Annotated in this window: 20 protein-coding genes; 12 read left to right on the forward strand and 8 right to left on the reverse strand. The window is 56.1% G+C overall.

Annotated features, from left to right (window positions below; all coding sequences use genetic code 11):
* Positions 1 to 78: 78 nt before the first annotated feature.
* From ACILP3_RS05420 to ACILP3_RS05430, 3 genes are all read left to right on the forward strand, one after another.
* A protein-coding gene (locus ACILP3_RS05420) for an IS5 family transposase (RefSeq protein WP_395615642.1) occupies positions 79 to 839 on the forward strand; the annotation gives its coding sequence in 2 pieces (ribosomal slippage) (positions 79 to 412 and positions 412 to 839; 762 coding nt in all).
* Positions 840 to 1,291: 452 nt separating this feature from the next.
* Complete coding sequence (locus ACILP3_RS05425; RefSeq protein ID WP_395615643.1) at positions 1,292 to 2,659, forward strand: cytochrome P450; 1,368 nt, start codon at positions 1,292 to 1,294, stop codon at positions 2,657 to 2,659.
* A gap of 7 nt (positions 2,660 to 2,666) precedes the next feature.
* Positions 2,667 to 3,485, forward strand: coding sequence for a hypothetical protein (locus ACILP3_RS05430; RefSeq protein WP_395615644.1), 819 nt, complete (start codon positions 2,667 to 2,669; stop codon positions 3,483 to 3,485).
* Positions 3,486 to 3,579: 94 nt separating this feature from the next.
* On the opposite strand, the gene ACILP3_RS05435 is transcribed toward ACILP3_RS05430, so the two are convergent.
* Positions 3,580 to 5,412 carry a DUF885 domain-containing protein gene (locus ACILP3_RS05435; protein WP_395615645.1) on the reverse strand — a complete coding sequence of 611 codons (1,833 nt, stop codon included), beginning with the start codon at positions 5,410 to 5,412 and terminating at the stop codon, positions 3,580 to 3,582.
* 130 nt (positions 5,413 to 5,542) lie between these two features.
* Complete coding sequence (locus ACILP3_RS05440; protein ID WP_395615646.1) at positions 5,543 to 6,049, reverse strand: hypothetical protein; 507 nt, start codon at positions 6,047 to 6,049, stop codon at positions 5,543 to 5,545.
* 227 nt (positions 6,050 to 6,276) lie between these two features.
* On the opposite strand from ACILP3_RS05440, the gene rplU reads away from it, so the two are divergent.
* The 4 genes from rplU to ACILP3_RS05460 all read left to right on the forward strand — a co-directional run bounded on the left by rplU (position 6,277) and on the right by ACILP3_RS05460 (position 8,522).
* Positions 6,277 to 6,672 carry a 50S ribosomal protein L21 gene (gene rplU, locus ACILP3_RS05445; protein ID WP_125231335.1) on the forward strand — a complete coding sequence of 132 codons (396 nt, stop codon included), beginning with the start codon at positions 6,277 to 6,279 and terminating at the stop codon, positions 6,670 to 6,672.
* A gap of 31 nt (positions 6,673 to 6,703) precedes the next feature.
* On the forward strand, positions 6,704 to 6,973 hold the full coding sequence (gene rpmA, locus ACILP3_RS05450) for a 50S ribosomal protein L27 (protein ID WP_395615647.1): 270 nt from the start codon (positions 6,704 to 6,706) through the stop codon (positions 6,971 to 6,973).
* 200 nt (positions 6,974 to 7,173) lie between these two features.
* Positions 7,174 to 7,764, forward strand: a complete 591-nt coding sequence (locus ACILP3_RS05455) for a GNAT family N-acetyltransferase (RefSeq protein WP_395615648.1) — start codon at positions 7,174 to 7,176, stop codon at positions 7,762 to 7,764.
* Positions 7,765 to 7,889: 125 nt separating this feature from the next.
* Positions 7,890 to 8,522 (forward strand): TetR/AcrR family transcriptional regulator, encoded by a 633-nt coding sequence (locus ACILP3_RS05460; protein ID WP_395615649.1) that lies wholly within the window; start codon positions 7,890 to 7,892, stop codon positions 8,520 to 8,522.
* Here ACILP3_RS05460 and ACILP3_RS05465 read toward each other — a convergent pair.
* The 4 genes from ACILP3_RS05465 to panC all read right to left on the reverse strand — a co-directional run bounded on the left by ACILP3_RS05465 (position 8,519) and on the right by panC (position 11,004).
* Positions 8,519 to 9,505: an NAD-dependent epimerase/dehydratase family protein gene (locus tag ACILP3_RS05465; protein WP_395615650.1), complete on the reverse strand. Its 987-nt coding sequence runs from the start codon at positions 9,503 to 9,505 to the stop codon at positions 8,519 to 8,521. The two genes, ACILP3_RS05460 and ACILP3_RS05465, sit on opposite strands and share 4 nt — an antisense overlap.
* Before the next feature lie 37 nt (positions 9,506 to 9,542).
* Entirely contained in the window at positions 9,543 to 9,830 is a 288-nt protein-coding gene (locus tag ACILP3_RS05470) for a helix-turn-helix domain-containing protein (protein WP_395615651.1), read from the reverse strand.
* A complete protein-coding gene (locus ACILP3_RS05475) occupies positions 9,796 to 10,071 on the reverse strand; it encodes a BrnT family toxin (protein ID WP_395615652.1) in 276 nt (91 codons plus the stop codon). Before ACILP3_RS05475 ends, ACILP3_RS05470 begins: the two co-directional genes overlap by 35 nt.
* A gap of 93 nt (positions 10,072 to 10,164) precedes the next feature.
* Positions 10,165 to 11,004 (reverse strand): pantoate--beta-alanine ligase, encoded by an 840-nt coding sequence (panC, locus tag ACILP3_RS05480; RefSeq protein ID WP_395615653.1) that lies wholly within the window; start codon positions 11,002 to 11,004, stop codon positions 10,165 to 10,167.
* A 113-nt stretch (positions 11,005 to 11,117) separates the two neighbouring features.
* Between panC and ACILP3_RS05485 the strand changes: the two genes are divergently transcribed.
* From ACILP3_RS05485 to pgmG, 3 genes are read left to right on the forward strand one after another with little or no spacing between them, the layout of a single operon-like run.
* Positions 11,118 to 11,900, forward strand: a complete 783-nt coding sequence (locus ACILP3_RS05485) for a division plane positioning ATPase MipZ (protein ID WP_395615654.1) — start codon at positions 11,118 to 11,120, stop codon at positions 11,898 to 11,900.
* Entirely contained in the window at positions 11,900 to 12,313 is a 414-nt protein-coding gene (locus ACILP3_RS05490; protein WP_395615655.1) for a molecular chaperone DnaJ, read from the forward strand. Before ACILP3_RS05485 ends, ACILP3_RS05490 begins: the two co-directional genes overlap by 1 nt.
* 35 nt (positions 12,314 to 12,348) lie before the next feature.
* Entirely contained in the window at positions 12,349 to 13,734 is a 1,386-nt protein-coding gene (gene pgmG, locus ACILP3_RS05495) for a phosphoglucomutase/phosphomannomutase PgmG (protein ID WP_395615656.1), read from the forward strand.
* Here the strand turns inward: pgmG and ACILP3_RS05500 are convergent.
* The gene (locus ACILP3_RS05500) at positions 13,731 to 14,915 is read right to left on the reverse strand and encodes a Fic family protein (protein ID WP_395615657.1); all 1,185 of its coding nucleotides are present in this window, start codon (positions 14,913 to 14,915) and stop codon (positions 13,731 to 13,733) included. The genes pgmG and ACILP3_RS05500 overlap by 4 nt on opposite strands.
* A 76-nt stretch (positions 14,916 to 14,991) precedes the next feature.
* Between ACILP3_RS05500 and ACILP3_RS05505 the strand changes: the two genes are divergently transcribed.
* On the forward strand, positions 14,992 to 17,409 hold the full coding sequence (locus tag ACILP3_RS05505; RefSeq protein ID WP_395615658.1) for a ligase-associated DNA damage response DEXH box helicase: 2,418 nt from the start codon (positions 14,992 to 14,994) through the stop codon (positions 17,407 to 17,409).
* A gap of 45 nt (positions 17,410 to 17,454) precedes the next feature.
* On the opposite strand, the gene ACILP3_RS05510 is transcribed toward ACILP3_RS05505, so the two are convergent.
* A complete protein-coding gene (locus tag ACILP3_RS05510) occupies positions 17,455 to 19,371 on the reverse strand; it encodes a S9 family peptidase (protein WP_395615659.1) in 1,917 nt (638 codons plus the stop codon).
* A 195-nt stretch (positions 19,372 to 19,566) separates the two neighbouring features.
* Between ACILP3_RS05510 and ACILP3_RS05515 the strand changes: the two genes are divergently transcribed.
* On the forward strand, positions 19,567 to 20,499 hold the full coding sequence (locus ACILP3_RS05515; RefSeq protein ID WP_395615660.1) for a retroviral-like aspartic protease family protein: 933 nt from the start codon (positions 19,567 to 19,569) through the stop codon (positions 20,497 to 20,499).
* Positions 20,500 to 20,531 lie beyond the last annotated feature (32 nt).

Here is a 20,531-nt window from a genome sequence, read left to right on the forward strand (position 1 = left end):
TAGGCTCAGGATGCATTAAATTAGTTGCATGTAAGGGCGAAGTTTGATTCAACTGAACTTCTGATAAAGGAGCAGTTGATGATTGATCTACCGATGTTGAGTGCGGCGCAGATGCGCCGGATAGAGCCGTATTTTCCGCTTTCTCACGGTGTGCCGCGGGTTGATGATCGACGGGTGCTCAGCGGGATTGTCTATGTTTTGAAGAACGGTCTGCGCTGGTGTGATGCGCCGCCCGGCTATGGTCCGCATAAGACGCTTTACAGCCGTTTTGTGCGCTGGAGCAAGCTGGGTGTATTCAACCGGATATTCGCCGCGCTGGTGAAAGAAGCAGGCGCGCCTGATATATTGATGATCGACGCGACCCATTTGAAGGCGCACCGAACGGCATCCAGCCTTTTAAAAAAGGGCCTGCTCCTAGGCGTATCGGACGCACCAAAGGCGGGCTGAACTCCAAACTTCATGTCGTATGCGATGGCCAAGGTAGGCCACTGATGCTGTGCTTGACCGAAGGACAGATGAGCGACCATATCGGCGCAAAGCTGCTCTATCCCGCGCTTCCCAGCCATAATTGCATCATGATTGGCGACAAGGGATACGACAGCGATGAGTATCGGGCCGCGTTGCTGGCCAAGAATATTACGCCCTGCATCCCGCCGAGAAAGGGCCGACTAGTCCCCGCCGATTTCGACAAAAATCTCTATCGCCAAAGGCATAAAATCGAAAACCTGTTCGCCCGCCTCAAAGACTGGCGGCGCATCCACACACGCTATGACCGATGCGCCCATAGCTTCATGGCAGCCATCACCATCGCCGCAATATGCGCATTCTGGATCAGTTAATGAATCCTGAGCCTAGGTTAGCCATCACCTTGCAAGCATAATGGTGGATGGTGGAGCGGCAATTTTATAACAACTTAAAGTAGCATTTTAAACAAATATTGAAATTGTAGCTATTTCTTAATATGAAAAGTCATGTTTTCTTTTGTAAAACGATTTTTTGGTTGCCGGAAGGGCCGTCACGAGCGTGACAAGCGCCGTGCGCGACATAATGGCGAAACCTTTGCCGCGCCCTGCCGGCACTGCGGCGTGCACCTCATTAAAAATAATCGCGGAATTTGGGTGGAGAGCCCTAGCGCACCCAGCAGCTAGGTTTCGGCGGCCCACAACCGCCGGACACGCCCTCAGTGCGCCATCACTCAGCGGGAGAACCGCTAGCCAATGTCTCCACTTGCGCGCTATTAACATCCATGGCAGTAAGTCTTAACCGCGCAATTAAATGAGGAAATAAGCCCATGGCCCTTGCCCATAGCGAAGCTGCGAACCCGCATTGGGTGCCGCGCACGAAAATTGGTGACCTTTCCCACATCCCTGGCGAAAATGGGCCGCCGATCATTGGCACGACCTTTCGCGTGTTGCGCGACCCGCCCGCTTATAGCGCACATATGGTCAGAACTTATGGCAAGGTGTTCCGTACCAACGCCTTTGGCAACCCAACGGTCTCCCTGGTCGGCGCGGAGGCCAATGAGCTGCTGCTGTTTGACCGTGAAAAGCTGTTTTCGTCGGAGCAAGGCTGGGGGCCGGTTCTAAACCTATTGTTCCCGCGCGGGTTGATGTTGATGGATTTCGACCACCACCGCATGGACCGCCGCGCACTTGGCATCGCGTTCAAGCCAGAGCCGATGCGCGCCTATACGCAAGATATGAACCGCATCTTTGCCGAGCAGTTGAAAGATTGGCGTGGCGACATGCTCTTCTATCCGGCGATCAAACAACTGACGCTTGATGTCGCGGCGAGCAGTTTCTTAGGCATCCCGCTGGGGCCGGAGGCGGACAAGATTAACAAGGCCTTTGTCGACATGGTGCAGGCATCCGTCGCGCCGATCCGCGCGCCCTTGCCCTTCACGCCGATGGGTAGAGGCGTGGCGGGACGCAAATATCTTATCGATTATTTCGGGCCGCAAATCGCCGAACGTCGCCGCAATGAAAACCGCCAAGATATGTTCAGCCAATTCTGCCGGTCAAAGCGCGAAGACGGCGAATATATGTCCGATGGCGAGTTGATCGACCATATGAACTTCCTGATGATGGCCGCGCATGACACGATTACCTCGTCAGTGACATCGATGATCTGGTATCTTGCGAAGCATCCCGAATGGCAGCAGAAATTGCGCGATGAGTGCCTTAGCATTGCGCCTGCCGGATCGGACATCGCCTTTGCCGATCTCGATAAGTTCGAACTGACCGAATATGCGTTTAAAGAATCGCTGCGCATGATTTCGCCGGTGCCGTCGATCCCGCGGCGTGCGCTGCGTGATTTTGACTTTATGGGTTATCATATTCCCAAGGGTACGTCGGTCAGCATCAGCCCGTCTTTCGTCCATATGATGGAAGAATATTGGCCAAATCCGCGTGAATTTGATCCCATGCGCTTCATGCCTGCCAAAGTGAAGGCGCGGCATAAATATGCGTGGGTGCCCTTTGGCGGCGGCGCGCATATGTGCCTTGGCCTGCACTTTGCGTATATGCAGACCAAGCTGTTCATGCACCATTTGCTGACGTCGGTTAAGGTCGAGATTGCCGATGGCTATGCGCCCGATTGGCAGGCTTGGCCTATCCCCAAGCCCAAGGATGGCCTGAAGGTCAAGTTCACACCTCTATAATGCGGGATTGCAAGCAGCGCCCAGCGCACTAAAGCTGCGCGCTGCACGCATGGCCTATTCAGAACAGACAGATTGGAGCCGTGAGGACCTTCGGCGGCGTGGGCTTGGCCTCGCTGTCGCGCTGCTGCTTGAGATCATCATCATATTGGCGATATTGAGCCTGAGCATGCGCGCGAGCGGCCCTACGGCGGGCACACGCAGCCTCAGCACCTTCTCGCTTGAGGCAGAGGCGGAGCCCGCATCTTCTGCCAAGAAGAGCGAAACGCAAACACCCGTCACCAAAGAGCAGAAAAGCACCCCGACGCCGCCGATCCCAATACCCTTGCTGCCACCCGTAAACCCAGTCCAAGCGCCGCCGCCCAACCCCGACTTTATCAAAGTCAGCAAGTCGGACTTGGATGCGATGGACTTATCAAAATTGCCAACCGGCGGCGGGGCGGGTGCGGGCGACAATAAAGGCAGCGGACAAGGCGCAAAGGGTATGATGGGGCCCGGCCTTGGCCCCGGCGGGGCGCAGCTATATCCTGTGGCGTGGCTGCGCGAGCCTTATGATAGCGAACTTGCGCCCTATATGGCGGCGGTCAGGCGCATCCCGCCCGGCGCGTCGGCGGAAATTGCCTGCCGCATGATTGAACGAAACCGTGTGGAAAATTGCCAGATCATCGGCGAAAATCCCCGCGGCACTGGCCTTGCCAAGGCATTACGCCTCGCCGCGTGGCAATTTCTGGTCAAGCCCCCGCGGATCGACAACAAACCGCAATTGGGCGTGTGGGTGCGCATCCGCTTTGATTTCGGGGTGCGGGCGGTTGATGGGGAAAGCGAATAAACATCTTCGACGTTAACGCACCGTCGCCCCAGCGCAGGCTGTGGTTGGCAAGAAGGCTGTTTGCGGACGAAGGGGGGGCGACACCCCCGCGCCATCACTTACGCGACGCAATCCACGCGTCGACTTGCTCTTCGAGTACATCCAATGGCATCGGACCTGATTTCAGCACCGTGTCGTGGAACCCGCGTATGTCAAATTTCTTGCCCAGCGCCTTTTGTGCCTTGTCGCGCAGTTCGCTGATTTTCAGGCGGCCAACCATATAAGCGGTCGCTTGGCCCGGATAGATGATGTAGCGTTCAATCGCCTTCACGATGCCGCCCGGTGCATCGGCGCTATTGTCCTCGACATATTTAATCGCTTGTTCGCGGGTCCAGCGTTTGTGGTGCAAGCCGCTATCAACCACCAAGCGAATGGCGCGGTGGAGCTCCAGTTGTAACCGGCCAAAATCCCGCGCGGGGTCGGTATAAAGGCCCATATCCTTACCCAGTTTCTCCGCATAGAGGCCCCAACCTTCGGAGTAAGCGGTGACGCCGCCAAATTGGCGGAAGGCGGGCACGTCTTTAAGTTCGGTCTGGATTGCGCGCTGCATATGGTGGCCGGGAACGCCCTCATGGTAAAATAGCGCCTCGACCTCGGTCAGCGGCATATCCGCCATCTTATACAAATTGGCGTAATAGGTGCCGGGGCGCGAGCCGTCGGGGCTGGGGCTTTGGTAAAATGCCTTGCCTGCCGATTTTTCGCGGAAGGCCTCAACGGGTTTTACGACCAACGGTGCCTTGGGCAAAACGCCAAACCATTTGGGTAGCAAGGGCGTGATCGCATCCTGCGCCTTTTGCGTTTCCGAAAGATACAATGCGCGACCTTCGGCGGTTTCAGGCGCATAGAATTTGGGTTCGGTGCGCATATAGTTGAAATAGGCCTGAAGATCGCCCTTCACGCCCATCTTTTTCTGGACGACACCCATTTCCTTATGAATGCGCGCCACTTGCGCAAGGCCCAGATTGTGGATCTCGTCCGGCGTCATGTCGGTCGTCGTATAATTGGCGAGGCGCTCGGCATAATAGCCCGCGCCATCCTTAAATCGCCAGACACCGTCGTCGGTTCCAGCGACCTTTTCCTGCGCCGTCATTTCGGCAATCAACGCCTCATACGCAGGTTTTACTGAGGCATTCAGCGCCTGCGCCGCGTCCGCGATCAACAGGTCTTTTTCGGTCTGGCTGATTTTGAGCTTGGCCACCTTCGCCTTGAAATCGGCATACAGAGGCGCATCGGGGCCGTCGCCAAAGGGCGCGCCAGTGATGACGTTACGCGCGTCATTAATGACATAAGGATACACCCATTTGGGCGGCATAATGCCTTGCGCTGCGCGTGCCTTGGCTTGGCCGATGGCCTCCATCATGCCAGGGCCAAGGCCATAGAGGCGGCTGACGTAAGCGCGCGCGTCAGACTTTGTGTCGACGCGGTGAATGTTGATCAGGAACGCGGGCAATTGGCTTTGCGCGCCATTCATCTGGTCAAAGACATAGCCATAGTCATTATATTTAAAGGCAGCTTCGCTACGTTCGGCGCGCTTTTCAAACAGGCGGTAGGACAGACGATTTTCCGGCGAAAGCTTGGCAGGGTCAAAGCGGGCGCGCATTTCTGTGAGCGCAGAGCGCTCGGCCGCATTTGCGCGCATCTCGCCAGCGCTGGAGAAATCCCCCCAGCGGCCATAATCGCTGTCCTTGATACCACGATAGGATTTGCCCAGCGGCGAAAGCGCCAGTTGCTGCGCATCATATTCTTCGAAAAAAGCCTTGATCGCGGCATTCTGGTCGACTTCGGCGACAGCGGCGGGTGCAGGCGCCGTGGTCTGGGCCATCGCAGGCGCGCCCAATTGCGCCAATATAAGGGCAAGGGCAGAAATCGCGGTTTTGTTAAGGCGCATTCGAAACTCTCCTGAATATCATTATAGCTTCATCATATCAGCAGCGCGGGCAAGGGGAAGCTATGTTTCCGTGGCTTGTCGAAACGACAACGGTCTTTGTCGATGCCGCAAGCTATAACTGGCCGCGCCTTTACTCCCCGATCACCTTCGACAGCCGCGCGATTTCCGCATTTTGCTGCGCGACGTCTTCAATAACGGGTCGCTGCGCCTCAGTCAGAAGCGCCGCAAGGCCCACGTCACGCGCGCCTGCCTCCAATATCAGTCCGTCAAAGTCACGCATGGCGGCCACCGAATCGGCGCGCGTCTTATCGAGACGTGACAGCATAAGATGCGCGTTCACCCAAAGCTCACTGCCGGCAGAAGCGCCCGCCGCCTTTGAAGCTGTGGCCTGAACCGCTGCCAATGCGCCTAGATATGCGCCATGCGCCGCTTTGTGCCGCGCCTGCAGCGCGTCAGCTTTTGCAGCGAATTCACCCGATAATATCGATGGCGCAGCTGCCGATTCGATGGGCGCAGATATCGGCGCTTCGGCTTCATAACTTCGGGGTTCAAGTGAGGGAAATCCCCCCTCTTTCGTGCCACATGCGGCAAGGAACAGGAAAAGAAGCAACGGGGATGCAAGCTTGAAATTCAACATATCCGACGTCTAAGCTTGCTTGGAGGCGCATGCAAGCGCATCTCAATGGCGGCGCAGGCGGCATCTTAAGGGCCAAAATGCGGGATTATACGTTGACATAGATATTTGCTTGCACTAGCTGCGCCCATTCTTGCGTGACCCTGTTGAGATTCGTCTCCGCTATGTCATGCGCCCGAGCAACCCGCCCTTATAAGGCGCTAAGCTGTAGAAACGGATGAGTTAAAGCCATGTTCGCAATCGTGCGCACAGGCGGCAAGCAATATCGCGTCGCCGCCGGAGATAAAATCGCAGTTGAAAAACTGTCTGGTGAAGCGGGTGACAAGATCTCGCTGGGTGACATCCTTCTTGCCGGTGACGGTGACAAGGCGCAGGACGTGAACGGCTTGACCGTTTCTGCCGAAATCATTGCGCAAGAGCGTGGTGAAAAGGTTATCGTCTTCAAAAAGCGTCGCCGCCACAATTATCGTCGTAAGCAAGGTCATCGCCAGTCGTTGACGCTTCTGCGCATCCTCGCCGTCGGCAAGGAAGATAAGAAGGCTGCCGCAACTGCCGCTCCTGCAAAGGAAGCCGCACCCAAGAAAGCCGCTGCGCCCAAAAAGGCTGCAGCCCCTAAGGAAGCTTGAGCGGCAACGCTCTGACGTAGGAGTTTAGACCATGGCACATAAAAAAGCAGGTGGTTCGTCACGCAACGGTCGCGATTCAGCAGGCCGTCGCCTTGGCGTGAAGAAGTTCGGTGGCGAAAGCGTCATCGGCGGTAACATCATCATCCGTCAGCGCGGAACCAAGGTATATCCTGGTTCAGGCGTCGGCCTTGGTAAAGACCACACTTTGTTCGCGCTCGTCGAAGGCCGCGTGCGATTCCATGCTGGCAAACTTGGCCGCAAATATGTGTCGGTCGATATGCCAGCGATGGCCGCCGAATAAATAGGACAATCGATACCGGGTTGTCCAGACGGATGACCCGGAAATCATGTCAGGTGGTTTCCACCTTTGAACAGGGAGACGGGTCAACCGATCTCCCTTTCTTTTTGCCTCATTCTCCCTGTTCTCAGCCTCCTGCGGAGGAACTGTAACATGGCTGTCGCTTTGTCATGCAAGGGGCGGCGCAGAACCGGAGAGAAACGATGTTCGCAAGAACGGAAAGATTATTGTTGCGGCCAAGCTGGCCCGAGGATGCAGGCGAATTGCATCAGGCGATTGCCGATGAGGGCATTGTCCGCAACCTTGCAAGCGCACCGTGGCCTTATACTGCCGCCGACGCCGCGCAATTTGCAATGCAAGAGCATGATAGGCTTTACCCCGCCTTTCTGCTGATGCTGCGCACCCATGGTGCACCGCACCTGATTGGTTCATGTGGCATTGGCAATTATGACGGCAGCGCGGAATTGGGCTATTGGATAGCACGGCCTTATTGGGGCCTTGGCTTTGCAACCGAAGCTGCCCGCGCCGTGGTCAACATCGCCAAGGCCATTGGCCATAAAAAGCTCATCGCCAGTCACTTCACCGATAACCCCGCTTCGGGCAACGTGCTGCGCAAACTCGGCTTTCAAAACACGGGCGAAACGGCGTTACGGCACAGCAACGGCCGCCGCGAGGCCATGACATCGGCTTTGTATGAAAAGGCGTTGGATGAGGCAGACGCAGAACCGCGCGCGCGACTAAGCTCTCCGGTGTTCAGCATGCGTGAACAGATGGAACGGCTTCAGGCGGCTTAACGTGCCAAAACATTTTTTGATGGCATCACGAAACAACCGATCCCATCCCTGGGTTCTCCAACACACTTGGATATGCCCAGGAATTGGCGTAGCGTTGCAAAATTAACCGGGGGGTAACGACGAACATGGCAACTGAGCCGTCGAAGATTATAGATTTCAAAGACGTCGGCATGCCGCGGCGATTAAGCCCGGAGGCGAGCCGGATGGCGGCGCTTGAGGCGGCGCGCAGCCTGTTGCTTGAGGCAGGGCCGCAGGCGGTTACGTTAAAGGCGGTCGCCGGACAAATCGGGCGGACGCATGCCAATTTGCTGCATCACTTTGGGTCCGCGTCGGGGCTTCAGCGGGCGCTGGCGGCCTATATGGGCGAGAATATCTGTAGCAAGGTCGCTGAGGCCGTTGCGCAAATGCGCGGGGGGGTGGTGACACCGCACGAGCTTGCAGATTTAATCTTTGACCAGTTTGACCGCGAAGGTGCAGGCGCGCTCGCGTCGTGGATGCTCTTGTCGGGCAATGAAGACGCGCTCGACCCCATTGTGGAAGCCATACACAAGCTGGTCGATGAAATCGCCGAAGACGGCCACGCCGACGCCTCTCTACATGAATTGACGCTTGAGATGGTACTGATGGCGCTGGGCGATGCCTTGCTGGGCGGGCCATTGTCGGCCTCGCTTGGTTTGCCGCGCGCGGCGGGGCGGCAAATTGCTGGGCGAAAGCTCGCCGCATCCTTCGACGAATGGCAGGCGCAGTTAAAACCCTAAGCTGTGGTTCCGTAATATTGCCGATACCAGTCGGCGAACTTTTGCAGACCTTCGGCCAGCATAATCTTTGGCTTATAACCCGTGAGCGCGTGTAGCTTCGACACGTCGGCATAGGTCGCAGTGACGTCGCCCGGTTGCATGGGCCGCATGATCTTGAGCGCGTCCCGCCCAATGGCCTTTTCAAGCGTCTCGATCATCTCCATCAGGCCAACGGGATGGCTGTCGCCAATGTTGAGTATTCTGTGTTCGCCGCGTGCAGGCGGGTGGTCGAGCGATCCGATGATGCCGTCAACAATGTCGTCGATATAGGTGAAATCGCGCGCCATTTGCCCATGGCCGTAAACCTCAATCGCCTCGCCGCGCAGTATTTTTTGCGTGAAGCTGAAATAGGCCATGTCGGGCCGCCCCCAAGGGCCGTAGACGGTGAAGAAGCGCAGGCCGGTCTGCGGAAAGCCATAAAGCTTGGCATAAGACTGGCTCATCAATTCGCAAGCACGCTTGGTCGCGCCATAAAGCGACACAGGGTCGTTGGCGGGGTCATCCTCCCTAAAACCTTCGCCGCCCATTGGCTTGTCACCATAGACCGAACTCGACGAGGCGTAGACCAGATGTTCAAAGCCCTCGGCGTGCCGACACGCCTCCATCACCGACAAATGCCCCGCCAGGTTGGAGCGTTCATAGGCGAAGGGGTTTTCAATGCTGTAGCGGACACCCCCCTGCGCCGCGAGATGCACGACGCGCACGATATTATTGTCGCGCATTAGTGCCTTCATCTTGTCGGCATCGGCGATGTCGAGGCGTTCAAAGGCAAAGCTGTTGATCCCTGCAAAAGTCGCAAGTCGCGCCTCTTTCAAGGCGGGGTCGTAATAATCATTGACGATGTCGACGCCAATGACCCGCTCACCGCGCGCCAGAAGCCGGTGCGCCACCGCGTGGCCAATAAAGCCAGCGGCGCCTGTTACGAGGATGGGGGTCTGACGCATCGAATAGATCATTGGGTTAGGTTCTGGCTGTCCGCTATCACGCCGCTTGAAGCAATTCAGCTACATGTTCAGGTTCAGCTTCAATGACGCGCAGATATGCACGCACTGCTGCCGGCGGCAATGTTCTACCAATTTCGTACTGCCGTATATTGGCCAAAGGGATCGAATAACGCTCGGCAAACTCTACCTGCGAAAGTCCAAGACTAGTTCGCAGCTTTCTGATGCGCCGTCCCATCATACCCCGTTCAAGGCCCGCGCCACTGACCGCGCCGTCATCGCGATCGGTCGGATCAGCTGGAATAGCTATAATAGCTTCTTTGTTCACTGGTATTACTCCTTCGTACCGACAGAAACCTGACCACATCGCCGCGATAAACGTGTATGGCCGTCCACAACTTGTCACCAATAAGGCCGATCGCCTTATAGCGCTCCTCGCGATCCCGCTCCCTAATTGTAGGCACAATCAGCACTTCATGATCGTCAAATATTTTTGCACCGAGAGCAAGCGCGACACCGTGCCGCGCAATGTTGGCGGCATCTTTATCAGTGTCGAACTCAATTTGCACAACCCGAAACTATGTTATTTACATAGTTGTGTCAACTAAAGGATCGCTCACCACGCAGGGAGATCAAGGCTGCACTCAATATGGCGGAGCGCGCTAAATCGCCAGATTATCAATCAACCGCGTCTTGCCCATCTTGGCTGCCGCCAAGAGCCGCGCTGGCCTACCGTCGAAATGCTGCAATTCTTCCAAGGTCATGACATCCGCCAGCGCAAAATAATCCACTTGTGCAAAGCCGGCGGCGAGGAGGTCGGCCGAGGCCTTGGCGAGCGCTTGACCGACATCATCGCCTGCACGGATCTGCGCTGCGGCTTGGCCCAAGGCAATGGGCAAGGCCAAGGCCGCCGCACGTTCGTCTGCTGTGAGATAGGCGTTACGCGACGACAGCGCGAGGCCATCGGCATCACGCACAATCGGAACGCCTAATATGTCCAACGCGAAATCAAGATCGCGGGCCATCTGCCGGATGACGGCCAGTTGTTGAAAATCCTTTTCCCCAAACAAGGCAACATCGGGCTGCACCTGATTAAACAATTTGGCGACCACCAGCGCCACGCCGTCAAAATGCCCGGGTCGCGCTGCACCGCAATAGCCGTTGCTTGGGCCATCGACATGCACTTGCGTTGCAAAGCCCGTTGGATACATCGCAGCCACTTGCGGCGCCCATAAAATGTCGACCCCAGCAGCGCGCAGCAGTTCAGCGTCCCGTTCCATCGTGCGGGGATAGGCGTCGAGATCTTCATTCGGTCCAAATTGGGTGGGGTTAACAAATATCGACACCACCACCGCATCGGCGGCTTGCCGCGCTTGCTCGACTAAGGTCATATGGCCGTCATGCAACGCGCCCATAGTCGGGACCAACGCAATGCGTCGCTTAACCGAGCGCAGCGCCGAAATATGCTGCCGCAATGCGTCAAGCTGATTGATGGTTTGCACGTCCACGTCGCCTTGTTTATTGGCCTTTGTTGAACCCGCCTATGCGGGAGGGTGCAGCGACAATTCAAGGCAAATGTCGCGGCGTACAATATTTGGGGCAGATTTGGGGAATTATGGCCAAGGCACATCACATCGTTTTTGCGAATGAAAAGGGCGGGACAGGCAAGTCAACTACCGCAGTCCATGTCGCCATAGCTCTGGCGTCACGCGGCGCGCGGGTCGCGTGCATCGATTTGGATTCGCGCCAGCGCACTTTGTATCGCTATCTGGAAAACCGGCGCGACACGATGACGCGGCGCAAAATCACATTGCCGATGCCGATATTCGAAGTGTTCGAGCATGATTCGCAGGCCACGCTGGAGCGTCAGGTGGAGCGCCTCGGCGCAGAAAATGATTTCCTCGTGTTCGACACGCCGGGGCGCGATGATCCTTATGCGCGCTTTGTTGCGACGCGCGCCAATACGTTGGTTACCCCCATTAACGACAGCTTTGTTGATTTTGACCTGATTGGCCAAGTGGACGCCGAAAACTTTAAAGTGCGTAAGTTAAGCTTCTACGCGGAGCTTATCTGGGACGCACGCAAGGAACGCGCCAAGGCCGATGGCGTCACCATCGACTGGGTCGTGGTGCGCAACCGCCTGCATAACATGGAGGCGCGTAATCAGCAGCGCATGACCGATGCGCTTGCCGAATTGTCCAAGCGGGTTGGTTTCCGTTCGGTTCCGGGCCTGAATGAACGCGTCATTTATCGTGAACTGTTTCCATCCGGCCTTACGTTGATCGACAAGGGCCATTTGGGCCAATTGGCGACCGCCCATATTGTCGCGCGACAGGAATTGCGGGAACTGGTCACTGGCCTCGCGCTGCCCGAAATACCGCAAGCAGCTTTGGTATAATGACAGCTCTGGTCATCTTGGTCTTTCTTGCCCTTGGCTGGGCCGTGTGGAAGGGCAAGCTGCAAAAGAAGCAATTGCTCCCCATTTTGCTGGGACTATCCGGCGCCTTTCTTGCATCGCGGGGCAGCCTGATAATCGGTGTGGCGGCGATCGGGATAGCCGCTTTCTGGTATCGCGGCCTAACATTGCGGCTGTCCGGTTCTGGCGCCAAAGGCGGCAAGAATTCGGATATAGATGCCGCCCGTTTCCTGCTGGGCGTGTCGCGTTTCGACAATGCAGAGCGCATCCGTGAACGTCACCGCACCTTGATTGCGCAAAACCATCCAGACACGGGCGGCAGCGCCGAGCGCGCCGCCGAATTGAACAAAGCGCGCGACCTTTTGTTGGATGACTTGAACCATAAACGGCTCTAACGGCCAATTTCTTTTCCGCATATACAGGACATTCCATGGCCCATCATTTCCACCCCACCTCGCTTCGTGAATATGACATTCGCGGTATCATCGGCGAAACTTTGGGGGAGGCCGACGCCTATGCAATTGGCCGGGGGTTCGGGAGTTGCCTTGTCCGCGCTGGCGGTAAAAAGGCGGTCATAGGTTATGACGGGCGGGTAAGCTCACCCATGCTTGAGGAAGCTCTGGTCAGGGGACTGAACGACAGCAATGTCGATGTCGTGCGCATCGGCATGGGCCCAACGCCCATGCTATATTATGCTGAGGCCGTATTGGATGACGTTGATGGCGGCATAGAAATAACCGGAAGCCACAACCCCGCCAATTATAACGGCTTCAAAATGGTCCTTATGGGTAAACCATTTTTCGGAGCAGATATCCAAAAAATTGGCCGCATGGCGGCGGCCGAGGATTGGGTGAGCGGAACGGGCACTTCGGAACATCTCGATATCCTTGACCAATATGTGGCCCGCGTGGCGCAAGCCGCACCACAAAAGGCATTTCGCATCGGTTGGGATGCGGGCAACGGGGCGGCGGGACCGGCAATTGAAAAGCTGGTCAAGATGTTACCCGGAGAGCATCATCTCTTATTCACAGAAGTGGATGGCCAATTTCCCAATCATCACCCTGACCCCACCGATCCTGCGAATCTGGTCGATTTGCAACGGCTTGTCGCGGAAAAGAAGCTCGATTTTGGAGTGGCTTTTGACGGCGATGGCGACCGTATCGGCGCCATTGATGGCGAAGGCCGCGTAATCTGGGGCGACCAATTGCTGCAAATCTATGCTGCCGATGTGCTGGGCGAAGTGCCCGGCGCCACGATTATCGCCGATGTAAAGGCATCTCAGGCCTTGTTCGACCGCGTCAGCGCCTTGGGCGGTCAACCAATGATGTGGAAAACCGGCCACAGCCTCATTAAGTCCAAAATGAAAGAAACGGGATCGCCGCTCGCGGGTGAAATGAGCGGGCACATCTTCTTTAAACATGAATATTATGGGTTTGACGATGCGATTTATGCCGCTGTGCGGCTGATGTGCGCATCGGCCAAGCTGGGCAAAAGCGTGGCGGAGTTGCGCAGCGAAATGCCGGAGATGATCAACACGCCTGAAATGCGCTTCCAAGTCGACGAGAGCCGCAAATTTGCCGTGATTGACGAAGTGCTTGCGCGGCTGTCGGCGGACGGCGCGGATGTGAACAACACCGACGGCGCGCGCGTCAACACGCCCGATGGCTGGTGGCTGTTGCGCGCTTCGAACACGCAAGACGTGCTCGTCGCCCGCGCCGAGGCATCTTCCGAAGAAGGTCTGGAACGACTGATGGCGCAAATTGATGCGCAATTGGCGGCATCAGGGCTAGAACGCGGGGAAACTGTCGGGCATTAATCATAGCGTAGTTCAGGCTCGGGCCGCGCACCGATAATTATCTCCCAAGCTATCAGCGTTTTTGGATATACATCCGGCACCTCAATCAAAATGTCCAAATCTACGAGCTTATCAACGAGATTTTTCGCGGCGGCATAAGTAACTCCCAATTTTGATGCAGCTTGGCTCACCGTGATAGCCGGATCCTCGAAAAGCATATCGATCAGGCTGAGCGCTTTTGATGATCGGCTTGCTGCTCCGACTTTGTTACGCAACTGTGTTTGCATTTCCAAAAGACGGTCAATTGTTGCGACCGTATCTCGGCACGAAATTGCAATTTTCTCAAAAAAGAAATTCAACCATTCCGTCCACGCACCCTTGGCTGACACATTATACATCAGGTCAATATATCGTTCCTTATCCTTCTCTATGGCTGGGCTAACATAAAGGACCGGCTGCTCAAGCAAACCATGCGTAACAGCCATAAGAGTGACAAGCATTCGCCCCAAGCGCCCATTGCCGTCGCCGAAAGGGTGGATTGTTTCGATCTGATAGTGAACAAGCGCCATGTCGATCAGTTGTTCTGCTGCAGTAGCCACGTCCCGATTTATATATGTTTCAAGTTCATTCATGCACTGCTCGGCCTCGGCAGGTGGCGGCGGAATAAATCGGGCATCTTCAATTTTTCGGGTTGGGCTACCGATAAAATTCTGGTCGGATTTATATTGTCCAGGCCGTTTTTTTGCCCCGCGCTCTGTGGATAAACCTTCCAGCAGTTTTTCATGCGCTGCTTTTATAACGCGATGGGAAATCGAATAACTTTTCTCCATTTGGAGGGCCAGATTTAGCGCCGTGATATAATTGCGGACCTCGCGCGTCGACTCGTCAATTTCTTTGCCCACCCCAGCCTCGGCCATAACTAGCTTATCTGCGGTTGTATGTGTGCCTTCCATTGCTGATGAAGTAAGTGCCTCTTGGCGCTGCAAAGGGCGAATAAGTATGTCTGGATTTTGCAGACGGCGGCACGCACCTTTAAGCTCACCAAGTGCGATCATCGCCTCCGCCAATTGCATGGTGATCGCCGCATTATCAAATATAGGAGGCAATGGGGCGGGGACAAATGCATGTTGCCCGAAAAGTGTGGGGACTAGCCTGCCTGCTTCGGGACAAATGAAATCCTGATTCTTCACTTCATATCTCACTATAAGTTTAATGTCTAAGATTATACTTTAGGCCTTTTTACTATAAAGTTCACCGGTTTTTTTATATATCGCTATAATGCTCAAAATGTCCCTGATTCCAGACATAGTTACAAGCTGGTTCGCCGCGCGCGGATGGCAGCCGCGGCGGCATCAATTGGAGATGCTGGACGCGGCACGCGATGGGCGGCATGCCCTGCTGGTGGCCGCGACCGGTGCAGGCAAAACGCTGTCCGGATTTTTGCCGAGCCTTAAGGATTTGATTGCCGATCCGTCAGACGGCCTCCACACCCTCTATATCTCCCCGCTAAAGGCATTGGCCACTGACGTGCGCCGAAATCTGCTGATCCCGATCGAGGAAATGGGCTTGCCGATCCGCGTTGAGGCGCGGACAGGCGACACACCGTCGGACCGCAAGGCGCGGCAGCGGGTTAAGCCGCCGCACATATTGTTGACCACACCTGAATCGCTGTCGCTGCTGCTCAGCCATGAAGACAGCGTGCACATGTTCGCCACCCTAAAACGCGTCATTGTCGATGAGGTTCACGCCTTCGCCAATGGCAAGCGCGGCGATCTGCTCAGCCTGTCGCTGGCGCGGTTGCAGACGCTTGCGCCAACGCTGCAACGTGTGGCGCTTTCGGCGACCGTGGCCGACCCTGATGACTATCGCGCATGGCTCGCGCCTTATGGCGACATGGATCAGGTGCGCTTGGTCGAGGGCGAGGCCGCGGCAGAACCGGACCTGACGATCCTATTGCCAGAGGGCCGCGTGCCGTGGGCGGGGCATAGCGGGCAGCATGCAATACCGCAGTTGATTGACGAAATCGGCCGCAACAAAATCACTTTGATATTTTGCAACACCCGCTTCCTCGCCGAATATATTTTCCAGAAATTATGGGACGCGAACGATCCCAAATATGCCATTGGCATCCACCATGGGTCTTTGTCGGTCGAGGCGCGGCGCAAGGTCGAGGGCGCCATGGCCGAGGGCAAATTGCGCGCCTTGGTCTGCACGTCCAGCCTTGATTTAGGTGTCGACTGGGGCAATGTCGACTGCGTGATCCAAATGGGCGCGCCCAAGGGTTCGTCGCGTTTGCTGCAGCGTATTGGCCGGTCCAACCACCGGATGGACGAACCCAGCAAGGCTATTCTCGTCCCCGGCAATCGCTTTGAATATCTGGAGGCGCAGGCCGCTTTTGACGCAGTGGCAGAAGGCGTGCGCGATGGCGAAACCTTCCGCCCCGGAAGCTATGATGTGTTGGCGCAACATGTCATGGGGATCGCCTGCGCGGGGCCATTTGACGAAGCTGCATTACTGGCCGAGGTGCAATCGGCCTTGCCTTATTCGGGCATCGATGCTGCGACCCTAGCCCGCGTCATCGCCTTTATCGCAACGGGCGGATATGCGTTGAAAGCTTATGACCGCTTTAAGAAATTGGTCAAAGACCCCAATGGCCGATGGCGATTGGCGCACCCGCAATTTGCTGCGCAGCATCGGTTTAATGCAGGGATCATTGTTGATGCGCCAATGCTGGAGGTCCGGTTCCGCAATGGCCGCAAATTGGGCAAGGTTGAGGAATCTTTCGCCGCCACATTAAGCCCTGGCAACTGCTTCACCTTTGCCGGCATGGCGCTTGAGGTCGAATCGATCAAAGACCTTGACCTCATCGTCCGCGCCGCGACCAAGCCCGCGAATAACATCCCAAGCTATATGGGCACGCGCTTGCCGCTGACCACGCATCTGGCGGGCCGCGTGCGGCAGATGCTCACCGACAGGCCGGGTTGGGCGCGCTTTCCCGACGACGTGCGCGAATGGTTGGAGATGCAAGATTATCGCAGCCAGATGCCGCAAGCGGGGCAATTGCTGGTCGAAACCTTCCCTCACGACAAACGATTTTATATGGTGGCATATCCGTTTGAAGGGTGGAACGCACACCAGTCACTGGGCATGCTAATCACGCGGCGGATGGAGAGCCGCGGCCTGATGCCCATGGGCTTTGTCGCCAGCGATTATGCCTTGGGCGTTTGGAGCCTCAAGCCCATCACAGACCCAAGGCCTTTATTTTCTGCCGATATATTGGCCGATGAATTTGTAGACTGGGTGGAGCAGAGCTACTTGCTCAAACGCGCCTTTCGCGAAGTGGCGGTGATTAGCGGGCTTGTCGAACGGCAAGTTCCTGGCAAGCGCAAGACGGGCAGGCAAGTGACCTTTTCCACCGACCTGATTTACGATGTGCTACGTAAATATGAACCCAACCATCTGCTGCTGGAGGCGGCATGGGCCGATGCGCGGGCGCGGTTGACCGATGTCGGGCGGCTTGGCGATTTGCTGGACCGCGCCGCCGATAACATGCTGCACGTCGAGCTGGAGCGTGTCAGCCCGTTGGCCGTGCCATTGCTGGTGATGATTGGCCGCGAAAGTGTGGCGCAGGGGTCAGTGGACGACGCTTTATTAATGGAGGCAGAGAGCCTCGCCGGCATTGCAATGACGCCTTAGAAAAATATCCTCCCCACCCGCGGCAGATGGGGAGGATCCAAAGCATCAGTTCAACAAATTCTGTTTCCAGAACATCAACGTCGCCCAAAATTGGTAATCGACATTTTCTTTCTTCGCAAAACCATGCCCTTCATTCTTACCCAGCAAATGCCAGGCAACACCCCCATTGTCGCGAATGGCCTTGATGATCTGGTCTGCCTCGGACGCGGGCACCCGCGGGTCGTTGCCCCCAGTCACCACAAACATCGGCTTTGTAATTTCGTTCACGCGCGTCAGCGGGGATATCTCGATCAGCTTCGCCCGCTGTGCAGGGTCACGCTCATCGCCATATTCAACGCGGCGCAAGTCACGACGATAGCTTTGCGTGTTTTCAAGGAAGGTCACGAAATTGGATATAGCCACGATGCAGTTCGTCGCCCGCAACTGGGCTTTATACTGAACCGCAGCGGCGTAGCACATATAGCCCCCATAGGACCCGCCAGCGACGCCAAAGCGGGAGGCATCGAGCGATGCATCCTTGCCCAGCGCTGTCAAAAATGCGCCCATGTCTTTGACCGAATCTTCACGCTTGAACGGGCCATTGTCCAAGCTGACAAAGTTTTTGCCATATCCGGTTGAGCCCCGCACATTGGGGTAGAAAATGGCAACGCCCATTTCGTTGAGCATATAGTTGTTGCGGCCTTGAAAGCCGGGGCGTGACTGCCCTTCTGGCCCACCATGCACACTCATGATCATGGGGCGCTTACCCGGGAATTTGGTCGTGTCAGGCCGATATAGGAAGCCCGAGACCGAAAGCCCGTCAAAGCTTTTCACGGTAATCAATTCCGGTTCGACATTCTTCGATACGTCCAAGCCACCGGTTTCACTCTCGGTCCAGCGCGTCACCTTCAAAGATTGGGGATCAATGCTGTAAGCGTCTGCGGCGCTGCGTGCCGACGTGAAGGTAATGCCGATTTCACCCCATTCTGCTATATCCAACCCGCCAACGATGCCCGCAGGAAGATTGTCCACAACACGGGTCTTGCCGCTTTTGATATCGAGAATTTTGACCTTACTCATCCCTGCCTCATTCGTCGCATAGACGATGAAGCTTCCGTCCGGCGAAATGTCGAACGTATCAACATCCCACTTTTCCGATGGACCGCGTGGTGTGAACGCGCCTGTATTGATGTTCAATGTCCCAAGCCGCTGGAAATCGGAACCTTCGTCCGATGTAACCCACAGGCTACCATCGGGCGCAAATTCCGCGCCGCCATAAGCGATGTCTTTTTTATGATCGCCAATAGCTGTCATTTGGCCGCTGGCCAGATCAAGCACAGACATGTCGACATTGGTGACCGACCGATATTGCGCGATGATTGCGGTTTTCTTGTCTGCCGCGAAGTCGGCGACTGCCCAACCGCCACCTTTCACCTGTGCCACCATCTTATTGGTCGATGGATCGCGGGGGTTCATGACATATAAGTCACTGTCCGTGCCATTACGCCGAGTTGAGCTATACGCGATGAGCTCGCCATCCTTGCTCCATGCGTTAAAGCCGTTGCGGCTTTTGCCGTCAGTGAGCAAATCAAGCTTGCCATCTTTTAAGGCATAAAGCTGGAAAAATTCGCCGCCACCGACGTCCTTCTGTACGAGTAAAATGTCACCTTTTTTGGGTGCCCACCGGCCATTGCTAACCGGCTCTGCCTCAAAGCTCATTTGCTTGCGGCTCATCATCGGGCCCGCAACGCGATGTATCTGTGTCGTGTTGGCAAAACGCGTTGCCACCAGCATCGATTTGTCGACGGGGTGCCATCCGGCAAAGCTGGCGGTCCGAAACTCCATATAGGGCCGCGTCTGCACGGGCAGATCATCGGGTATCGACGGCATGCCATCGGCGACCAACGCATCGGGTTTAGGCGCGTCGGCAAACAACGGCGCCATCGGCAGGGCGAGCGCCGCTACCAAAAGCAGTTTTTTCATGGAATTCCCCTTTTTCGACTATGCTGCGGAGGCTAACGCAAAGAGCGGCAGGCAACAATGGACTTTCGTCGCGCCGCAACAAAGCACAGGCTTTCTTCAATCGGCCATGCATTGCCGCAGGGCGTAAAGAGGAGTATTACTGCCCCATAGGAGTTTTCGAAGATGCAGCGCCCCGCTTTTGGGTTCATTGTTTTTATGACTGCTGTCTCAGCGATGGCGCAGAATGCGCCTGACATCGAACCCGAAACCAGCGCAGATGTTGCCGCGATTACCGAACAATTTGATATTGACCGCAGCGACCGCATGACCGTTCAAGTCCGCGTCAATGGCAGCGAGGCTGTGCCCTTCATTGTGGACACCGGCGCAGAACGCACCGTCATTGCCAATGACTTTGCCCGAAAGCTTGCGCTGGAGGCTGGTCCGGTCCTGACACTGGCCACGATTTCGGGGCGATATCAGGTCAACAGCTTTTTCATCGATTCGATTTCGACCGCTTCAGTTAATTTGTTGGATATTGAAGCCCCCGGCCTCGAACGGTCCAACCTTGGGGCTTTCGGATTGCTGGGTATCGACAGCTTAGAAGACAGCCGCGTGTATCTCGATTTTGCGCAAAAGACGATGGATGTGCTGCCATCGCAGAAATCACGGGGCAAAACAAAATTGGAAAACGGCATGATCGTCGTCCGTGCGCGGCGCAAGGCGGGGCGCATGATCCTGTCGAGCGCACAGATTGATGGCATTAAAGTCGACATCATCTTGGACACAGGCGCGCAAAGCAGCATGGCCAATCTGGCGCTGCGCGACAAGCTTCGCCGCCGCCATCGCAATTTTGCTTTCATCCCGGTGAAATTGAAAAGCGTCACTGGCACAATCTTGGAGGGCGATTATACGCAAATCCGCGAAATCGATATTGGCGGACTGACGATCCGGGACATGCCCATGACCTTTGCCGATAATTACGCCTTTACCGCGCTGAACCTTGATGACCGGCCAGCGATTTTACTCGGGATGGATGCGCTGAAGCTGTTTGACCGCGTGTTGATTGATTTTGGCAATCGGCGCGTCGGGTTCGACCCACCCAAAGGCGTTGCGCGAGAGCAAAAAGCGCGTCTCGCGCGCGCGCCATAAACGGCATTTTCCCAGATCCACTTGCGTGCAGC

Origin of the sequence: Sphingorhabdus sp. (assembly GCF_044239665.1) — a bacterium.
Classification (GTDB): Bacteria; Pseudomonadota; Alphaproteobacteria; order Sphingomonadales; family Sphingomonadaceae; genus Sphingorhabdus_B.